At 43.5% G+C, this 17,247-nt stretch carries 16 protein-coding genes; 6 read left to right on the top strand and 10 right to left on the bottom strand.

Going from position 1 to position 17,247, the window contains the following annotated elements; all coding sequences use genetic code 11:
* Positions 1-150 precede the first annotated feature (150 nt).
* On the top strand, positions 151-1,761 hold the full coding sequence (gene pyrG, locus IEV61_RS08615; RefSeq protein ID WP_188415676.1) for a CTP synthase: 1,611 nt from the start codon (positions 151-153) through the stop codon (positions 1,759-1,761).
* Positions 1,762-1,783: 22 nt separating this feature from the next.
* Positions 1,784-3,616, top strand: a complete 1,833-nt coding sequence (yidC, locus tag IEV61_RS08610; RefSeq protein WP_188415674.1) for a membrane protein insertase YidC — start codon at positions 1,784-1,786, stop codon at positions 3,614-3,616.
* Between the two features lie 304 nt (positions 3,617-3,920).
* Here yidC and lysS read toward each other — a convergent pair whose 3' ends face one another.
* The 5 genes from lysS to IEV61_RS08585 all read right to left on the bottom strand — a co-directional run bounded on the left by lysS (position 3,921) and on the right by IEV61_RS08585 (position 10,035).
* Positions 3,921-5,645 carry a lysine--tRNA ligase gene (gene lysS, locus IEV61_RS08605; RefSeq protein WP_188415672.1) on the bottom strand — a complete coding sequence of 575 codons (1,725 nt, stop codon included), beginning with the start codon at positions 5,643-5,645 and terminating at the stop codon, positions 3,921-3,923.
* A gap of 187 nt (positions 5,646-5,832) precedes the next feature.
* Entirely contained in the window at positions 5,833-6,642 is an 810-nt protein-coding gene (locus IEV61_RS08600; RefSeq protein WP_188415670.1) for a sterol desaturase family protein, read from the bottom strand.
* Between the two features lie 66 nt (positions 6,643-6,708).
* Positions 6,709-7,359: a Crp/Fnr family transcriptional regulator gene (locus IEV61_RS08595; protein ID WP_188415668.1), complete on the bottom strand. Its 651-nt coding sequence runs from the start codon at positions 7,357-7,359 to the stop codon at positions 6,709-6,711.
* Positions 7,360-7,589: 230 nt separating this feature from the next.
* Positions 7,590-9,503 (bottom strand): AMP-dependent synthetase/ligase, encoded by a 1,914-nt coding sequence (locus tag IEV61_RS08590; RefSeq protein WP_188415666.1) that lies wholly within the window; start codon positions 9,501-9,503, stop codon positions 7,590-7,592.
* Positions 9,504-9,567: 64 nt separating this feature from the next.
* A complete protein-coding gene (locus tag IEV61_RS08585) occupies positions 9,568-10,035 on the bottom strand; it encodes a flavodoxin family protein (RefSeq protein ID WP_188415664.1) in 468 nt (155 codons plus the stop codon).
* A 253-nt stretch (positions 10,036-10,288) separates the two neighbouring features.
* On the opposite strand from IEV61_RS08585, the gene IEV61_RS20680 reads away from it, so the two are divergent.
* A complete protein-coding gene (locus IEV61_RS20680) occupies positions 10,289-10,414 on the top strand; it encodes a hypothetical protein (RefSeq protein WP_262890597.1) in 126 nt (41 codons plus the stop codon).
* A 168-nt stretch (positions 10,415-10,582) separates the two neighbouring features.
* On the opposite strand, the gene IEV61_RS08580 is transcribed toward IEV61_RS20680, so the two are convergent.
* The gene (locus tag IEV61_RS08580) at positions 10,583-11,134 is read right to left on the bottom strand and encodes a tetratricopeptide repeat protein (protein WP_188415662.1); all 552 of its coding nucleotides are present in this window, start codon (positions 11,132-11,134) and stop codon (positions 10,583-10,585) included.
* 75 nt (positions 11,135-11,209) lie between these two features.
* Here IEV61_RS08580 and ung point away from each other — a divergent pair, with 75 nt between their 5' ends.
* Positions 11,210-11,887, top strand: coding sequence for a uracil-DNA glycosylase (gene ung, locus IEV61_RS08575; RefSeq protein ID WP_188415661.1), 678 nt, complete (start codon positions 11,210-11,212; stop codon positions 11,885-11,887).
* A gap of 109 nt (positions 11,888-11,996) precedes the next feature.
* On the opposite strand, the gene gldC is transcribed toward ung, so the two are convergent.
* From gldC to IEV61_RS08560, 3 genes are read right to left on the bottom strand one after another with little or no spacing between them, the layout of a single operon-like run.
* Positions 11,997-12,329 carry a gliding motility protein GldC gene (gldC, locus tag IEV61_RS08570; RefSeq protein ID WP_188415660.1) on the bottom strand — a complete coding sequence of 111 codons (333 nt, stop codon included), beginning with the start codon at positions 12,327-12,329 and terminating at the stop codon, positions 11,997-11,999.
* Positions 12,330-12,345: 16 nt separating this feature from the next.
* Positions 12,346-12,615 carry a hypothetical protein gene (locus tag IEV61_RS08565; RefSeq protein ID WP_188415659.1) on the bottom strand — a complete coding sequence of 90 codons (270 nt, stop codon included), beginning with the start codon at positions 12,613-12,615 and terminating at the stop codon, positions 12,346-12,348.
* Positions 12,616-12,617: 2 nt separating this feature from the next.
* Entirely contained in the window at positions 12,618-13,961 is a 1,344-nt protein-coding gene (locus IEV61_RS08560) for a DEAD/DEAH box helicase (protein ID WP_188415658.1), read from the bottom strand.
* A gap of 146 nt (positions 13,962-14,107) precedes the next feature.
* On the opposite strand from IEV61_RS08560, the gene IEV61_RS08555 reads away from it, so the two are divergent.
* Both IEV61_RS08555 and IEV61_RS08550 read left to right on the top strand, forming a co-directional pair.
* Positions 14,108-15,442, top strand: coding sequence for a dihydroorotase (locus IEV61_RS08555; RefSeq protein ID WP_188415657.1), 1,335 nt, complete (start codon positions 14,108-14,110; stop codon positions 15,440-15,442).
* A gap of 284 nt (positions 15,443-15,726) precedes the next feature.
* Positions 15,727-16,485 (top strand): copper homeostasis protein CutC, encoded by a 759-nt coding sequence (locus IEV61_RS08550; RefSeq protein WP_188415655.1) that lies wholly within the window; start codon positions 15,727-15,729, stop codon positions 16,483-16,485.
* A 180-nt stretch (positions 16,486-16,665) separates the two neighbouring features.
* Here the strand turns inward: IEV61_RS08550 and IEV61_RS08545 are convergent, their stop codons facing one another.
* Positions 16,666-17,244, bottom strand: a complete 579-nt coding sequence (locus tag IEV61_RS08545; RefSeq protein ID WP_188415654.1) for a GrpB family protein — start codon at positions 17,242-17,244, stop codon at positions 16,666-16,668.
* Positions 17,245-17,247 lie beyond the last annotated feature (3 nt).

The raw sequence follows: 17,247 nt of genomic DNA, 5'->3' as shown, positions 1-17,247 counted from the left end.
ATTACGTTGTTGGGGCTTCTTTCATTATTGTCTTTTTGCGCGTCCTATTTTCTAAAACATGCGGGTAAGGCTAGAAAAAGTCTTACTTTTGCATCCCGTACACATACTATGGCGAAGGCATTTTTTGCCCGGGCCAGATTCAACAAGATCATGACTAAATACATATTTGTTACGGGCGGTGTTACCTCATCGTTAGGAAAAGGTATTATCTCGGCTTCCCTGGCCAAACTCCTTCAATCGCGCGGTTATCGCGTTACCATCCAAAAGTTCGACCCTTATATCAATATTGATCCGGGAACGCTGAACCCGTATGAACACGGCGAATGCTACGTTACCGAAGACGGTGCCGAAACAGATTTGGATTTAGGCCACTACGAGCGTTTCCTCAATACACCAACTTCGCAATCTAACAACATCACTACTGGTCGTATTTACCAAAATGTAATAAACCGTGAGCGCGAAGGTGCCTTTTTGGGGAAAACGGTACAGGTGGTTCCTCACATTACCGATGAGATCAAACGTAACTTCAAGATACTGGGCGATACCGGCAATTACGACATCGTGATCACCGAAATTGGTGGTACAGTGGGCGATATCGAATCTTTACCTTTTGTGGAGGCCGTGCGCCAGTTCCGTTGGGAAGCAGGTTCGGGTAATTCTCTGGTAATCCACCTAACGCTGGTTCCTTTCCTGGCTGCCGCAGGCGAATTAAAAACCAAACCTACGCAGCACTCCGTTAAAATGTTGCTGGAGTACGGTATACAACCCGATATTTTAGTGTGCCGTACCGAGCACCACTTAAATGCAGATATCCGTAAAAAGATAGCACTGTTCTGTAATGTAAACATCAACGCCGTTATTGAGTCAATTGATGCATCGAGCATCTATGATGTGCCTTTGCTGATGCTGAAAGAACAGTTAGACAAAACGGTATTAACCAAACTTAAACTCCCTAATAAAAACGAACCCGATCTGGATAGCTGGAAAGACTTCCTGGGCCGTTTAAAGAACCCCACCGCCGAAGTACGAATTGGCCTAGTGGGTAAATATGTAGAGCTTCCTGATGCTTATAAATCAATTACCGAGGCTTTTATACATGCCGGTGCTAAAAATGAGTGCAAAGTACGTGTAGAATACATCCATTCCGAGCAGTTAACGCCGCAAAATGCAGTAGAGCGCTTACGTGGTTTACATGGTGTGCTGGTTGCACCGGGCTTTGGCCAGCGCGGTTTTGAAGGTAAAATTGAAGCTATCCGTTATGTTCGCGAAAACAACATTCCGTTCTTTGGCATATGCCTGGGTATGCAGTGTGCCGTGGTTGAATTTGGCCGCCACGTATTGCAACTGGAAGCTGCCAACAGCGTGGAAATGGATGGCCATACTACCTACCCGGTAATTAGCATGATGGAAGATCAGAAGAACGTTACCAACAAAGGCGGCACCATGCGTTTAGGTTCGTACCCTTGCGATTTGAAAAAAGGAAGCAAGGCAGCCCATATTTATGGTAAACAACACATTAACGAACGCCACCGCCACCGTTACGAGTTTAACAACGAGTTTTTAAAGCAGTATGAAGACGCAGGTATGATACCATCTGGTATTAACCCGCAAAACGGTCTGGTAGAGATTGTTGAGCTTAAAAACCACCCGTTTTTTGTAGGATCTCAGTTCCACCCCGAATTAAAATCAACAGTTGCTAATCCGCATCCACTTTTTGTTAACTTTGTGGCCGCTTCGCTGGGTTATGCCCGCAAGAACTAATTAATTGTACGATAAATAGATAATGGATAGAAATACGTTCACAGGGTTATTCCTGATCGCCATCATTTTGGTGGGCTCGTTCTTTTTTTTGAAACCTAATGAAGAGGAAGTAAAAAAAGCACGCCAGATTGAGCACCTGGATTCCCTGAAAAAAGCCGGCGCCTTAAAAAAGCCGGCGATAGCTGGTGTTAAAAACGACACCACACTTAAAGCAGCACCTGTTGATTCGGCCGCGTTGAAAGCGCCTTTTGGTGCCTCAACCATAGGCAGCGAAAAACTGATCACTTTAGAAAACAAAGACATCCGCGTAAAGCTAAGCACACGCGGTGGCCGCATCTTCAATGTAGAGCTTAAAAACTTCAAAACTTTCGACAAAAAGCCATTGATCTTATTCGATGGCAGCACTAACCAGTTTGGTTTCAGCTTTAAAGCAGGCAACTCAACTATTAATACGAACGAGCGCTATTTTACGCCAACCAGCGCCGATGTTAAGATAGCCGGTACTGATAGCAATAGCGTTACCATGCGCTTAAGCTACAGCCCAACGCAATATGTAGATTACATATACACATTGGGTGCAGCCGGCTTCAAGGTAGGCTATACCGTTAAACTTACCGGCCTTGATAATGTAATTGCCAATAACAAAACCATTACCCTTAACTGGACGGCCAGTTTGCGCAAACAAGAAAAAGACGTTATACAAGAGCGCCTTTACTCTACTGTTTACTATAAAAGCACCGAAAATTCGGTTGATAACCTGAGTGTAAGCAAAGATGAAAGTAAGCAAATTGCCGATCAGAAGCTGCAATGGATCTCTTTCAAGCAGCACTTTTTCTCTAACGTGCTTATCTCTAAGCAAGGGTTTGACAAAGCAAATTTAGCCGTAAGCACCGATGTAAACTCGCCCGATGTTAAGCAAATGAAAGCTGGTTTAACATTGATTGCCAATAATGAGAATACTTACCCTATGGAGTTTTACTTCGGTACCAACCGTTTTAAAACCTTACAGGCGCAAGGCTACGATTTAGAGAAGCAAATAGATTTAGGATGGGGACCGTTAAAGTTCATTAACCGCTGGGCTGTAATACCGGTGTTTAACTTTTTGCAGAACTTTAACTGGAACATGGGTTTTGTAATTTTAGCGCTAACGGTGTTATTAAAACTGGTGCTTTCGCCGCTTACCTACAAATCATACCTGAGCATGGCCAAAATGAAAGTTTTGAAGCCGGAGATGGATGAGATTAAAGCGAAGGTTGGTGAAGACAACCCTACCCTGCTTCAACAGGAATACATGAAGCTTTACAAAAAAGCTGGTGTTAACCCTTTAGGTGGCTGCTTACCACTGGTACTGCAAATGCCTATCATTTTCGCCTTCCTTCGCTTTTTCCCAAGTTTATTTGAACTGCGTGGGCAAAGCTTCTTGTGGATGAAGGATTTATCTACTTACGATGCTTTTATCAACTTTGGTGTTAAGGTACCTTTTATAGGCGATCACCTGAGTTTGATGTGTGTGTTGATGACTATATCGACCATTGTTTATACCTACTTTAACAACCAGGTATCGGGTGCTACAGGCCAAATGAAATACATTGGCTACATTAGCCCTATTATGTTTTTAGGCTTCCTGAACAGCTACCCGGCAGGTTTGAATTACTACTACTTCCTGGCCAACATGTTAACGTTTGCGCAACAGTACTTTATTCGCCTTTGGGTTGATGATAAAAAGATCCATGCGCAGATACAGGAAAACAAGAAGAAACCCGACGACCCAAAAAAGAAGAAATCAGGTTTTCAGGCCAAGCTTGAAGAAATGATGCGCCAGCAACAGCAGACACAAGGCAATAAAGGAAAATAAAATAACGAGTGGTGAGTTTTGAACTTCCATTTAACTATAAGAAAGGCGATACTGCAAACAGTGTCGCCTTTCTTATTTGATGCCGTATAAGGCTCCTAAAGAACCACATCTAATTATTGAGGTATCGACTTAGGATATTAACAATGTTTATGGGATAACAGTCGAAGAAAATCTTCTTAAACATGCACTCACCTAAAAGCCCAGAAAACAAAAATCCCAGCTACTTGCGTAACCGGGACTATTATAATATCTGTAAATAATTATTACTGCCGAGTTTGAGATTCGGCTTTTTTGGGTTTCAACCTTACGCAAACCAAGCCATCACCTCTTCTTTAGTAGGCATAACCAAGTCAAGTTTCAGCTTTTTGCGCATTCCGCCTAAATCATTAAATACTTTGTTTGGGTTAGCTGCTTTCAATTCTTCAGGAGTATTAAAGCCCATTTTATTTAAGACAGGTACCCAACCGGCAGGCACCCCAATATTTACGAAGTCTTCTACAGTAACCACCTTAGCCTTCTTCTCAGGGCGCATTTGCGGGAAGAATAACACCTCTTGTATAGTGCTTTGGTTAGTCATCAGCATTACCAAACGATCTATACCTATACCCAGGCCCGAGGTTGGCGGCATGCCATATTCCAAGGCGCGTAAAAAGTCGTCGTCCATGGCCATGGCTTCTTCATCACCACGACCGGCCAATAACAGTTGTTCTTCCAGACGTTCACGCTGATCGATGGGGTCGTTCAACTCGCTGTAGGCATTGGCTATCTCTTTACCGTTTACAAACAGTTCAAAGCGCTCTACCAAACCGTCTTTAGTACGGTGCTTTTTGGCAAGCGGAGTCATCTCAATGGGATAATCGGTAATGTAGGTAGGTTGGATGAGGTTAGCTTCAACCTTGGCGCTGAAAATCTCATCAATCAGTTTACCCTTACCCATGGTAGAGTCTACCTCAATGGCCAGGTCACGACAGGTCTGGCGCAGCTGGGCTTCGTCCATTTGAGATACGTCAATATCGGTGTACTTCAATATAGAATCGTACATCGACAGCTTTTCGTAAGGACCGGCAAAATTAATTTCCTTTTCACCCACTTTTACCAAAGGCTGACCGTGAATGGCGGTTGCGACTTTCTCCAAACATTCTTCTACCATGGCCATCATCCATATATAGTCTTTGTAGGCTACATAAATTTCCATAGCAGTAAATTCCGGGTTGTGCGTGCGGTCCATCCCCTCATTACGGAACATTTTACCAAACTCATATACGCCATCAAAACCAGCTACTATTAAGCGTTTTAAATAAAGCTCGTTAGCTATGCGCAGGTAAAGTGGCATATCCAGCGTATTGTGGTGGGTATTGAACGGACGAGCCGCTGCACCGCCGTGTACTGCTTGCAGAATTGGCGTTTCTACCTCCATCCAGCCTTGCTCATTAAAGTAATTACGCATAGTGCTGATTACTTTAGAGCGGTTGATGAAAATTTGTTTGTACGATGGGTTTACCGTTAAATCAACATAACGCTGACGGTAACGCATTTCGGGGTCGGTAAACCCGTCATAAATATTGCCATCATCGTCGCGCTTAACTACGGGCAGCGGTTTCAACGATTTGGCAAGCACGTTAAGCTCGCTAACGTGTACCGAAATTTCGCCGGTTTGGGTTAAAAAAACATAGCCTTTAACGCCAATGTAATCCCCTAAATCGAGCAGTTTTTTAAATACGGTATTGTAGAGCGTTTTATCCTCGCCGGGGCAAATTTCATCGCGCTTAATGTAAACCTGCACGCGGCCGGTGGCATCCTGTAATTCTACAAAGCTGGCGTTACCCATTATACGGCGCGACATAATGCGGCCGGCAACGGTTACTTCTTTATAGTTATCGGGATGGGTATTAAAATTGGTTATAATATCCTGTGCCCAGGCATTTACAGGGTAAGCTTCGGCGGGGTAAGGGTTAATACCCAAAGCCCGCAGCTGTTGTAAAGACTCGCGGCGTAAAATTTCCTGCTCAGATAAAGCTGCAATACTCATAATAAAAAACGGTATTTATAAAGGCGCAAAGATAGGGCTTTGTACCGAAGTTATACAGTTATTATTGAGTTATTAGGCTATCGAACAAATAACTATTTACTCGATAACCGGCTAAATATTCAGGCGATTTCTTACCCGAGCAGTACTTTGACCTTGCATCTGCAAGGCTTTTAAACATGCCATTGCTCTAACGTGAAGAGGGCTGCGATTGTACAACGGCTTCTTTTCCCTCTGTCCCGAACCTGTTTTGCTGTACGCGGTCATAGTCTTTCACATAGTCAGGATGCTCGGTGCCCATCAACCTGTCCCACACCCTGAAATATAAGCCATAGTTGCCTTTAAATTTGCTGTGGTGGAGGTTATGGTGAACCGAAGTGTTGATGAGTTCAAACAAAAACGTATGCCTGAACCATTTCGGCGCCACCTCGTAGCCCAGGTGCCCATATACATTGATGATAAAGCCCACAATAGTAAACAGGATAACGGTTAAAGGGTGCATAGGGATAAGCATAGCAATTACAAATAATACCGCCCCCTCTGTACAAGCCTCTATGATGTGGAAAGAATATGATGCCCATGGCGATGGATTGGTAGATTGATGATGCACCAAATGCGTTAACTTAAAAATACGCTTGTGATGCAGCAAACGGTGCATCCAGTAAAAATATGTATCATGAATAATAAGGCTGATGACGAGGCTGGCTCCTATCCACCAAATGGGATAAGCATTGATGTCGGTGTAAATTTGGCTGTAGTTTTTAAACGGACTAAACAAGGCTATATATCCAATAAACACAAATACTATTGTAGTTTGCATAGAGTGCCATATCTCGCGCTTAAAGTCTTTTAGGTCGGCATCGCGTTTCTGAATCTTAGATTTGCCGAACCAAACCGGAAGTACCTTATAAAATATAATAAATGGCAGGCCTGCTATAATGAAGTACCGCAACGCCGATACACTAAAGAGCCTGGCAAATGTTTCAAATGTTAACTGCATCACAATATCTGTTTTATTGTTTCAAAGATACAGGCCACGAACGAGCCAGAAATTAACAAAAGATAATTACCGCTGAGGCGGGTTTGCTATGCGGTGCCGTATGCGACTTAATGATACCGGCGTTATCCCCAGAAGCGTAGCCAAGTATTTATTCTGCACCCTGTTCACAATATTGGGCTTATCTTTCACCAGTTGCAGGTACCGCTCCTCGGGCGAGAGCAGTACAAAAGACTCCATACGTTCCAAAGATTCGGCCAGCATGTTGAGCAGGAAGAGGTTACGGTACGATGATAACTTGGGATTGTTATTCAGCACGTTTTCAATGCGGTTATAATCTACTTCAGTCAACACTGTATCTTCCAAAGCCTCGTAAATAAACCTCGATGGTTGATTGAGTATAATATTATCGTGTGAAGCAAAGAATTGCTGTTCCCATCGCAGCATCAGCGTTACATCATCGCCGTTTGGTTTAATACAGTAGGCCCTGATGAGTCCTTTACGTATGAGTGCCAGCTTTTTAATGGTGGCACCCTCATCAATATAAATTTCACCGGCACTAATTTTCCTGGTTTTTGCCATGCCAAAAAGCTCCACCAGGTCGGTTACGCTAAGGTCTTTAAACAAGCCCAGGTAAAACTTAATATCTTCGGGACTAAGCATTTTAATAATCAGTTGATGTTTCAGGGCGTTTCCCTCCGGGCCGCGCTTTACGCTCATACGCCTGCAGGCCTTACTCACACGGCCGGTATCCGCTGCAATCGCTAACGCAAAAGCTTTTTAAATACTTTCGCCCACCCAAGTTAAGCCCTTTTTACAAACGAGCACAGATAGTGCAAGTTTTACGCATTGCCAGTCGGAGCTTATTGAAGACTTAACAAAGCGACAAATGCTTCGACAAGCTCAGCATAACAATTTAAAGTTTCACTGCAACTTCCCTTTAGAAGCACTTAATCTGCGTCAACCTCCTGCAAGTACATTTCATCAATATCTTGTGCGTATTTTTTCTCTATAACTTTACGTTTGGCTTTCAAAGTCACGGTCATTTCGCCTTCTTCCATGCTGAAAGGGTTCCGCTTTACCTTGAAGTTCTTGATGCGCTCAAACTTGGCTAATTCGTTACTCAGCTTGCGGATATCCTGGTTTATCCAATCGGTTATTTGCTTATCGTTCACAAAGGCATCCGGTTGCTGGAACCAGGCTTCATCGAAACCAAAAGTTTCCTGCAACAATTCTTTAGGCGGGACAATGATGGCAGTTACATATTCACGACGGTCGCCCACTAAAAATATCTGCTCAATTTTAGGGCTTTTGAGGTAGGTGTTCTCTACCGGGGTTGGATAAATGTTTTTACCGTAAGCATTAATAAGCATGTTCTTCAACCTGTCGGTAATTTGCAGGTAGCCTTTATAAAAACGGCCAATATCACCGCTGTGGAACCAACCATCGGCATCAATGGCGGTTTTTGTTTCCTCTGGCTTATTCCAGTACCCCTTCATTACCGCCACACCACGGATGATGATCTCCCCTTCTTCCGAAATCAGTTCAGGATCCATAGAGTGATGCGTTTGCATAGTGTAGATCTTACCTGTCTCAATATTTTGGATGGCAATTTCTGAACCAGGCAACACCAGTCCGGCGGTGCCGTACACCTGGCGGTCAAACTCAGTTACGCAAACCGGGCCCGTAGTTTCGGTAAGGCCATAACCTTCCAACACAGGGATGCCTACGTTACCAAAAAACTCACCCACATTTTTAGGCAGTGCACCACCACCCGAAATGAGGAACTTTAAACGACCGCCGGTTTTTTCTTTGATCTTGCTGAACACCAGCTTTTCGGCCAGTTTGTGCTGATTACGCAGAATGATGCCCGGCTTTTTACCCGCTTCAATAGTTAAGCGGCGTTGCTTGCCAATTTCAAAAGCCCAGTTAAATATCTTGGTTTTCATGCCGCCTGCATCGGCACCATTTTTCATGGCCTTGTCGTGTATACGTTCGAGCAAACGCGGCACACAGTTCATGATGGTAGGTTTAACCTCAATCATGTTCTTGGCCAACAGCTCTAAGCTTTGCGCAAAAGCAATGCGGCAGCCACCTCCCATACACATATAATAGGTTGCTGCACGTTCAAACACATGCGACAGCGGCAAGAACGATAGGAACGTATCGTTTTTATCAACAATAGAAATTTGCTCTAACCCGGCCGAAACTGTTTGCACAAAGTTGCTGTGCATCAGCATCACACCTTTAGGCGTACCCGTGGTGCCCGAGGTGTAAATTAAGCACGAAAGATCTGACGGTAAAATAGCTTCGCGCGCTATGTTGATCGTGTTGCTGTACTGACCAACAATTTTCATTCCCTCCTCTATCAGCTCTTTAAAGCCAATAACGCCGGCATTAAGGTTTACCTTTTCGGTATACTTCTCAAAATCATCAAAAGCCGGTATAATGCGCACTAATGATGGGCAACTGTTAGCTACCTTCACTATTTTGCGAAACAAAAACGGGTTACCCACTAAAATGGCTTTTATGCCCGAATCATTGATAATATATTCGGTTTCGGCCTCGGTAAGAGTTGGATATATGGAGGCGTTAACTGCGCCAATTTGCTGCAGCGCCTGATCAAAATAAATGTAATCGGGCCCGTTCTCTATCACCAGGCCCAGGCGGTCACCTTTTTGGATGCCCAAATCTAAAAACCACGCCGATATGGCATCTATCTTCTCTATGGCTTCGCGATAGGAAATATCAACCCATTGATCTTTAACTTTATGTGTTAGAAAAGGATGTGTGTCGGGGTGCAGGTGAGCTACAATATGACGTAACAGATCGGGAACAGTATCTGGCTTTTTAACCGTGTTCATCAAAGTTTAATTAGTTGGCTTATAAGTAACAAACTTAGGGTATGTTATTAATATTTACAATAGTTTAAAATTGGGGTAATTCTTCTTTTACGTAGCAGTAACGGCAGCCCTCATAAACCATATCAAAGTAATCGGCCGTTTCGCGGAACGGTACTTCAAAACCCACAGGCAGGCGTTCGTCTGTACCAGTGGCCAGCACTTTCATAATTTTTCCTTTCAGCTGTTTACCCTTTGCTTTCTGCACGCCGGTAAGATCGGTAAGGCGATCAAAAAACACTTTCATCAGGCCGCTCATACTGTACCAGTAAACCGGCGTAGCCAGCACCAGCACATCATTCTTTAATACCTCATCAATAAGCTGCTCAAACTGGTCGTTGTAAGGGTAAGTTTCATCATAACGATAAGGGGTGATAGTATAATCTAACAGATCGGTAATGGTTGGCGTAATTACGCCATAGGTATCGGTAACAAACTGCTTGGTATTACCATTTTTTCGGCTGCTGGCTAAGATGATGATAGTACTGTTATCCATTACATCATAACACGCGAGTCCCGTTATTGTGTCTTTACTATGGCACTTAAACGCGTACCCAAGGCCTATCAGTTAATTATTTATACTGTTAACCAAAACTTAAAGTATATATAACCTGCGGTTTATATATCTATTATACTTTTATGAAAAACAGAATTATATGAACTCAACGCTCGAAATTACAGATCGTGAATTTTTGATCAAACTGGATCGTACGAAGTTCAACGTATCTTTTGTACGCTCTTTATTAAAGATGGTCGAGTTTTCGAATCCATCTCATGATGATGATTTCACTACCCCTGAACGCCACCTCCATTCTCATCAAAACCGGGACGACTATGAGCCCGATTACTTCGAACGTAATCTGGACGAAAAATAAAAGACCGGGATGATCATCATCCCGGTCTTTTGGCTTTATATTAATCTTTCCACAGATGTCATCTCGAACGATAGTGAGAGATCCTGTTCAAACGCCAGGTTGTTCACCTTGAAAATTGAACAGGATTTCTCGTTAGCACTCGAAATGACATGAGGTGTTTAAGAATACTTAAAAGTTTCTATATCCTCCACGCTGAACCTGTTGTTTGTCCATTTGCGCCATCTGGCCTTTCATCATCTTGATCTGGTCGGCCAGTAATTTGTTTTTATCTTCTTTAGCGGCTTCTGATAAGTATTGTTGAGCTTCGCGTTTGTTGCGTTTAGCCATAGATATACCTGCCAGGCTTAACTTGGCAAGTGCAATATTGTGCGACATAGTCATCCCTAATTGCAATGCTTTTTTGAAGTATTTTTCAGATTTTAAAGGTGCCTTGCGCGATTCGATCAAGCCAATTAATAGGTTGTAGTAACCATGTTGTGCTTTAAATAACTGTTTTTCATAATCGGTGATCTTGAGCAACCATTTCTCAGCCTCTTCAGGTTTTTCTTTACGGAGAAAGTATTGGGCCACCAGCATGTTTTCATTAAAAAAGAAAGTAAGCAACACCAGGGCGCCAATTAAAATCACCAATATGCCCCATCCCCACAAACCAAAAACGCAAAGGGCAACGCCTGCTCCCATTACCACGCAGGCTATAACTAACCGAACAATATTAGACATCGTTTGTACTTTTGTATTAATGTGCAAATATCCGTTTATTTATACGTTTAAGCAATTAACCGCACAAATATTTATATGGCTGTAGATTTAGAAGCCTCGTGGCTAAAAGTATTGCATGATGAGTTTGAAAAAGACTACATGCTTAAACTCAGGCAGTTTTTAAAAGAAGAAAAAGAGGCAGGGCACAAGGTCTATCCTAAAGGAGCCGACATCTTTAACGCCTTTAACCATACGCCGTTTACTAACCTAAAAGCGGTTATTTTGGGGCAAGACCCTTACCACGGCACCAACCAGGCTATTGGCCTTTCTTTCGCTGTGCAAAAGGGAGTTACGGTCCCGCCGTCCTTAAAAAATATCTATAAAGAACTGGCTACCGATATTCCTGGTTTTGCCGTACCCACCCATGGCGACCTTACCCCCTGGGCCGATCAAGGCGTGCTGCTGCTCAATGCTACTTTAACCGTAGAAGCGGGCAAACCCGGCTCACATCAGAAAAAAGGCTGGGAGATATTTACCGATACCGTGATCCGCAAAATATCTGAAGAAAAAGAAGGCATTGTGTTTTTGTTATGGGGCAAATTTGCACAGGCTAAAGCCGAGCTCATAGATGCCGGTAAACATCATATTCTGAAAGCGGCTCACCCATCCCCCTACTCTGCTGATAGCGGTTTTTTTGGCTGTCATCATTTTTCGAAGACGAACGAGATACTGGCCAAAGAGGGTAAAGCGCCGATTGATTGGCAGATTGTATAAATATAAAATGTCATTGCGAGGAGCGATAGCGACGTGGCAATCTCTTTACGCTTAGTTATCGGGCGTCGGAGATAGCCACGCTACGCTCGCAATGACATCTATGTATCACCTATTTTGGCGAAATATCCATTTTATCGGCAAAGTGAGCGCAGTAATCGCGCAGATCTTCTACGATATTCTTTTCGCCAGTGGCGCGTAAAAAGCTGTCGCCCATGGTTTGTAAGGTTTCGAAAAAGAATCGTTTCATTTCGTCAACCGGCATATCGTTGGTCCATAAATCGATACGCATGGTGTTTTTATAGTTATGATCCCAAAGGGCCAGCATAAAAGATTTTACCGGCACGGCATCCTTGTTTGCTGAGTCGGTAGATTCCCAGGTGATGTTTTGCGGGATATTGTTATCGTCTAAATCGACTATGAGTTTTATTTCAGCTCTTTTCATTGAAGTATTTATATTGTTATCGGACAAGTAAATAAATAACGGCGGTGAGGATAATAAAAGCAACCTCGACCAACCACAGCATTTTAGTTTGCAAAAAGTAATTGCGAAACAGCATATCCAGGAAAAAAGAGAATATGGCAAAAACAATAAATATGATGCCTATGGTTCCCGTCCACTGCTTTAATTCACTGCCGGTTACGCTTACCGGTTTAAAAAACCAGGTTACAAAGGCCAGTACAATTAGTAATGCGGTAGCAATATTTAACGGAGTAATTCTGAATTTCATTTCTATCGTTTGCGGAGTGCTTTTCCGCGGGTGGTTTTAGGTTTACCGTGCTTTTTAGAAAGCTCCTGCTTGTGACTTAATTTGGCAACGCGTTCTTTACGTTCTTTCTTTTCGTGGAAAGCACCTTTAAAATCGGGGTCTTCCTTACGCATCTGCATATCAATTTCGCGGGCCTGACTTTGCTTTTCTTCGTAGGGAGTTTCTTCTACAAACACTTCATCAGGTATTGGCAAAAGCGTAACCGTTTGGCGAATGAGCTTTTGAATTTTACCCATGTAATACTCTTCGGCCGGGTTGCAGAACGTAACCGCCTCGCCCGATTGCAGCGCCCTACCTGTACGACCTATACGGTGCACATAATCTTCATATACAATAGGTACGTCGAAGTTAATTACGTGGCTTACATCGCTCACATCAATACCCCGCGAAGCCACATCAGTAGCTACCAGTATCTTGATCTCGTCGTTCTTAAAGGCATTGATGGCGTTGATACGTGTGTTTTGCCCTTTGTTGGCATGCAGGACTTTTACACGCTTATCATCATACTTGCGCAGCAAAAACTTATATACATCCTCGGCAGCGGCACGGGTTTTACAAAATACCATGAGTTTGGTTATCTCTTCGTCCCTGTCCAGCAGCTTTTTAAGTACATTGATCTTAGTTCTGATATTAGGCACATGGTACAACACCTGGTTAACCGTTTGCGCCGGTGTGGCCTGTGGTGTAACCTCAATAACCGTTGGAAATTTTAAGAAATTACCGGCCAGTTCCTGTACCTTATCGCTCATGGTAGCCGAAAACAACATATTTTGGCGCTTGCGAGGAACCACCTCCAAAATGCGGTTGATCTGCGGCATAAAGCCCATATCCATCATTTTGTCGGCTTCATCCAGTACCAAAATCTGTAACGTTTTGGTGTTGATATGGCCTGCAATGTACAAATCTAAAAAGCGACCGGGAGAGGCTACAATAATATCGGTACCCTTGTTCAGGCTTTCAATTTGTGTTTTAGGGCCTAAGCCGCCGTATAAAATAACGGTACGCAAATCGGTATTAACGGCAAAGCTCTTGATGTTTTCCTCAATTTGCATGGCCAACTCACGTGTTGGCGCTAATATGAGCGCACGTGCGGTATTACCTTGCGCGTAGTTAAGCTTTCTTAATATAGGCAGCACATAGGCGGCGGTTTTACCTGTGCCTGTTTGGGCTATACCCATTACATCCTGCCCGTTAATAATTGGCGGAATAGCTTTTTCCTGTATAGGCGTAGCTTCGGTATAACCGGCATCGGCTATAGCGTTCAGTATTTGCCGGTTTAAATTAAATTCATCAAAAGATACACCCATAGTATGCAAAGATACGGATTTTTAAGAAGTTGGGAAGTTTGCCTGCACCTTATGACACAGGCAGTAAAATTCATTAGTTATCAGCTAATACAAAACACCGGCAGTGCAAAGCGTAACTTTTCTTTGTAATTATTACCTTTACCGGCATGGCATCTATCCTCATCAAAGCAGCTACTATAGTTAACGAAGGCCGGCAGTTTGTAGCCGATATATTGGTAAGCAATGGTTTAATAGAACGCATTGACGCTCAAATAGACACTATGGCCGACCAGGAAATTAACGCCGAAGGCTTGCACCTGCTGCCGGGTTGCATTGATGATCAGGTGCATTTTCGTGAGCCTGGCTTAACCCATAAGGCCGAAATTTATACCGAGGCCCGGGCTGCTGTGGCAGGTGGTATTACTTCTTTTATGGAGATGCCCAACACCGTGCCCAATACGTTAACCCAGCAATTATTGCAGGACAAGTATGACGTTGCAGCGCGCCGATCGCTGGCTAACTACTCCTTTTATATGGGTGCATCTAATGATAATTTGGAAGAAGTACTCGAAACCGATATTTACAATGTTTGCGGCGTAAAGGTTTTTATGGGATCATCAACCGGTAACATGCTCGTGGATAATCCGCGCACTTTAGAGAACTTGTTTAGCCGCTCGCCTATGTTGATCGCTACGCATTGCGAAGACGAGCATACCATTCAAAAAAACCTGGCTTATTACAAAGAGCAATTAGGCAATGATATTACCATAGATTATCACCCTAAAATACGCAGCACCGAGGCTTGTTACCTGTCGTCGTCTATGGCGGTGCAGTTGGCTAAGCAGCACGGCGCAAGGCTCCACATCCTGCATATTTCTACCGCTAAAGAAACGGAGTTGTTCAACAATACCATCCCGCTTCAGGATAAAAAGATCACGGCCGAAGCCTGTGTGCATCACCTGTGGTTTAGCGAGGAAGATTACACCACCAAAGGCAACCTCATTAAATGGAACCCGGCCGTTAAAACCAAGGCCGACCGCGACGGCATTTTACAGGCTGTGTTAGACGGCCGTATTGATGTTATTGCTACCGACCATGCCCCGCACACCATGGCCGAAAAAGACCAGCCCTACCTGCAGGCGCCATCCGGTGGTCCGCTGGTACAGCATGCTTTGCCCGCCTTATTGGCACTGCATCAGCAAGGTAAGATGACACTTGAGCAAATAGCCCAAAAAACTGCCCACAACGTGGCCACCTGTTTCCAGATAGAGAAGCGCGGTTTTATATGCGAAGGTTACTGGGCCGATATGGTACTGGTTAATTTGAACCAGCCATGGCAGGCCACTCCCGACAATGCCTTGTATAAATGCGGCTGGAGTCCGTTCGATGGCACTACTTTTCCCGCAAGCATAGTACACACCGTAGTATCAGGCCATTTAGCTTACAGTAATGGTAATTTTAACGAAACCATAAAAGGCCAAAGGCTCGCATTTAACCGTTAATGGTTACTTCGCGGCCTTGTTTGTCTAAAAACATGCATAACCAAGCAAGTTAATTATGTTGAAAAGTCCGTTGATCTTTTAAAGAAGATAAGTACTGTCTTATGGCATTCAAAAAGGCCTTTAGTTTGGTGGTTTGCAACAATACAAGCGCAGAGCCGTTAAATAGGTAGTAAGAGTTTTTACTGAAAAGTTAATTTGTAGCAGTTTTTTTACCTATATTCGGCTAAAAGTTAGCGACTTAAGTAAAACGCACCAATTTTATATAGGTCCAGTACCTGCTTATCATGAATATATTGCTCGAAGTTTGTGCAAATTCTGCACAATCGGCCATCGCTGCGCAAAATGGAGGCGCACATAGAGTTGAATTATGTGACAATTTGCACGAAGGTGGTACCACACCGTCTTACGGACAAATATCTGCCACCCTAAAATACCTAACCATCCCGGTTCATGTTCTATTAAGACCCCGTCCGGGCGATTTCTTATATACCGATCTAGAATTTGAAGTAATTAAGTCCGACCTCGAAATGTGCGGCAAACTCGGCTGTGCCGCAATAGTTACCGGCGTACTTAACGCCGACGGAACCATTGATAAAACCCGCTGTGCCGAACTGGTGCAACTGGCCAAACAAAACGGCTTAAAAACTACCTTTCACCGCGCTTTCGATTTGTGTGCCGATATGTTCCAGGCCCTTGATGAGATCATAGAACTGGGTTTTGATTGTATACTCACCTCGGGTGGCAAAACTACAGCCATTGAAGGGGCCAGTAAAATTGCACAATTAATACAAAGGGCGGCCGGGCGCATTTCCATTATGCCGGGCGGAGGCATTAGCGAGTATAACGCCGCCGACATTGTTCATTTCACCGGAGCAACCGAAATACACTCTTCGGCACGTGTACGCCGTAAAAGCAACATGCAATTTCACAACGATCATATTATAGTGGGCGGCAGTTTTTCGGACGAGTACGACCGCGACGAATCGGACGAAGAACGCGTAAAAAGTATCATCCTTAAAGCCAACGAGCAACAAACTGATTAAAAATTCAAAACATTATTGCGAGGCTTTATGCAATCCTTTCGTAGTAAGATACTTGGATATTGATGTACACCTGTCAGTCTGACCCTGTCGAAGACTTAACCAAGCGGCGAGTCTTCGACAAGCTCAGACTGACAAGTATCTTTTAAAAGTTTTGCCTGATTTTTTACGCAATAACAAATACTACAACAATTGCTGTTTAGCTCTTTTTGTAATTGCTTCAACAAAATCCGTTTTAGCAACACGATAAGCAACTCTATCGTGTTTGAAAATTTCAGACAGTTTTAGTTTCAATTGCACGTACTCTTGTGCAGTTTGCGGATGCGCGATAAGATAATCCCTAAAAAGAACCCTGTCCCATATGGGATGGTTTTGAGGACCGGCATGTATATGATAGATTTGATCTTCAGGGCTTGAGATGTTGTAGCCTTTAACAAATATCATGTGACGGTGACTGTCTTCACTCTGCCAGTAAAACTCATAACCCAAAGCCTTCATCTGATCAATGAGTTTCTGGTTCTGAGGTTCGTCAAAATCTACCTCCATTAAAATATCAATGATGTTTTTGGCAGAGAGGCCTGGTACCGATGTGCTTCCAAAATGCTCTATCCGGGAAAACAGGCCCGGTTCAAGTGCATTATTGATCAGTATTTTTTCCTGTTCAAACAAGTAAGGCCACTTTTCACTATACGTACTGATTTCAACAGGAAATAGCTGACCTATTTCTTCTTTGGTTAAGTCGTGTAATGTCTTTTCTTTCATACA

The organism is Mucilaginibacter galii (genome assembly GCF_014635825.1).
Lineage (GTDB): Bacteria > Bacteroidota > Bacteroidia > Sphingobacteriales > Sphingobacteriaceae > Mucilaginibacter > Mucilaginibacter galii.
This window is presented reverse-complemented; position numbering and strand designations above follow the sequence as displayed.

Coding starts and splice junctions, on each gene's coding strand:
- pyrG (WP_188415676.1), top strand. CDS start 151: ATGACTAAATACATATTTGTTACGGGCGGTGTTACCTCATCGTTAGGA.
- yidC (WP_188415674.1), top strand. CDS start 1,784: ATGGATAGAAATACGTTCACAGGGTTATTCCTGATCGCCATCATTTTG.
- lysS (WP_188415672.1), bottom strand. CDS start 5,645: ATGAGTATTGCAGCTTTATCTGAGCAGGAAATTTTACGCCGCGAGTCT.
- IEV61_RS08600 (WP_188415670.1), bottom strand. CDS start 6,642: ATGCAGTTAACATTTGAAACATTTGCCAGGCTCTTTAGTGTATCGGCG.
- IEV61_RS08595 (WP_188415668.1), bottom strand. CDS start 7,359: ATGAGCGTAAAGCGCGGCCCGGAGGGAAACGCCCTGAAACATCAACTG.
- IEV61_RS08590 (WP_188415666.1), bottom strand. CDS start 9,503: ATGAACACGGTTAAAAAGCCAGATACTGTTCCCGATCTGTTACGTCAT.
- IEV61_RS08585 (WP_188415664.1), bottom strand. CDS start 10,035: ATGGATAACAGTACTATCATCATCTTAGCCAGCAGCCGAAAAAATGGT.
- IEV61_RS20680 (WP_262890597.1), top strand. CDS start 10,289: ATGGTCGAGTTTTCGAATCCATCTCATGATGATGATTTCACTACCCCT.
- IEV61_RS08580 (WP_188415662.1), bottom strand. CDS start 11,134: ATGTCTAATATTGTTCGGTTAGTTATAGCCTGCGTGGTAATGGGAGCA.
- ung (WP_188415661.1), top strand. CDS start 11,210: ATGGCTGTAGATTTAGAAGCCTCGTGGCTAAAAGTATTGCATGATGAG.
- gldC (WP_188415660.1), bottom strand. CDS start 12,329: ATGAAAAGAGCTGAAATAAAACTCATAGTCGATTTAGACGATAACAAT.
- IEV61_RS08565 (WP_188415659.1), bottom strand. CDS start 12,615: ATGAAATTCAGAATTACTCCGTTAAATATTGCTACCGCATTACTAATT.
- IEV61_RS08560 (WP_188415658.1), bottom strand. CDS start 13,961: ATGGGTGTATCTTTTGATGAATTTAATTTAAACCGGCAAATACTGAAC.
- IEV61_RS08555 (WP_188415657.1), top strand. CDS start 14,108: ATGGCATCTATCCTCATCAAAGCAGCTACTATAGTTAACGAAGGCCGG.
- IEV61_RS08550 (WP_188415655.1), top strand. CDS start 15,727: ATGAATATATTGCTCGAAGTTTGTGCAAATTCTGCACAATCGGCCATC.
- IEV61_RS08545 (WP_188415654.1), bottom strand. CDS start 17,244: ATGAAAGAAAAGACATTACACGACTTAACCAAAGAAGAAATAGGTCAG.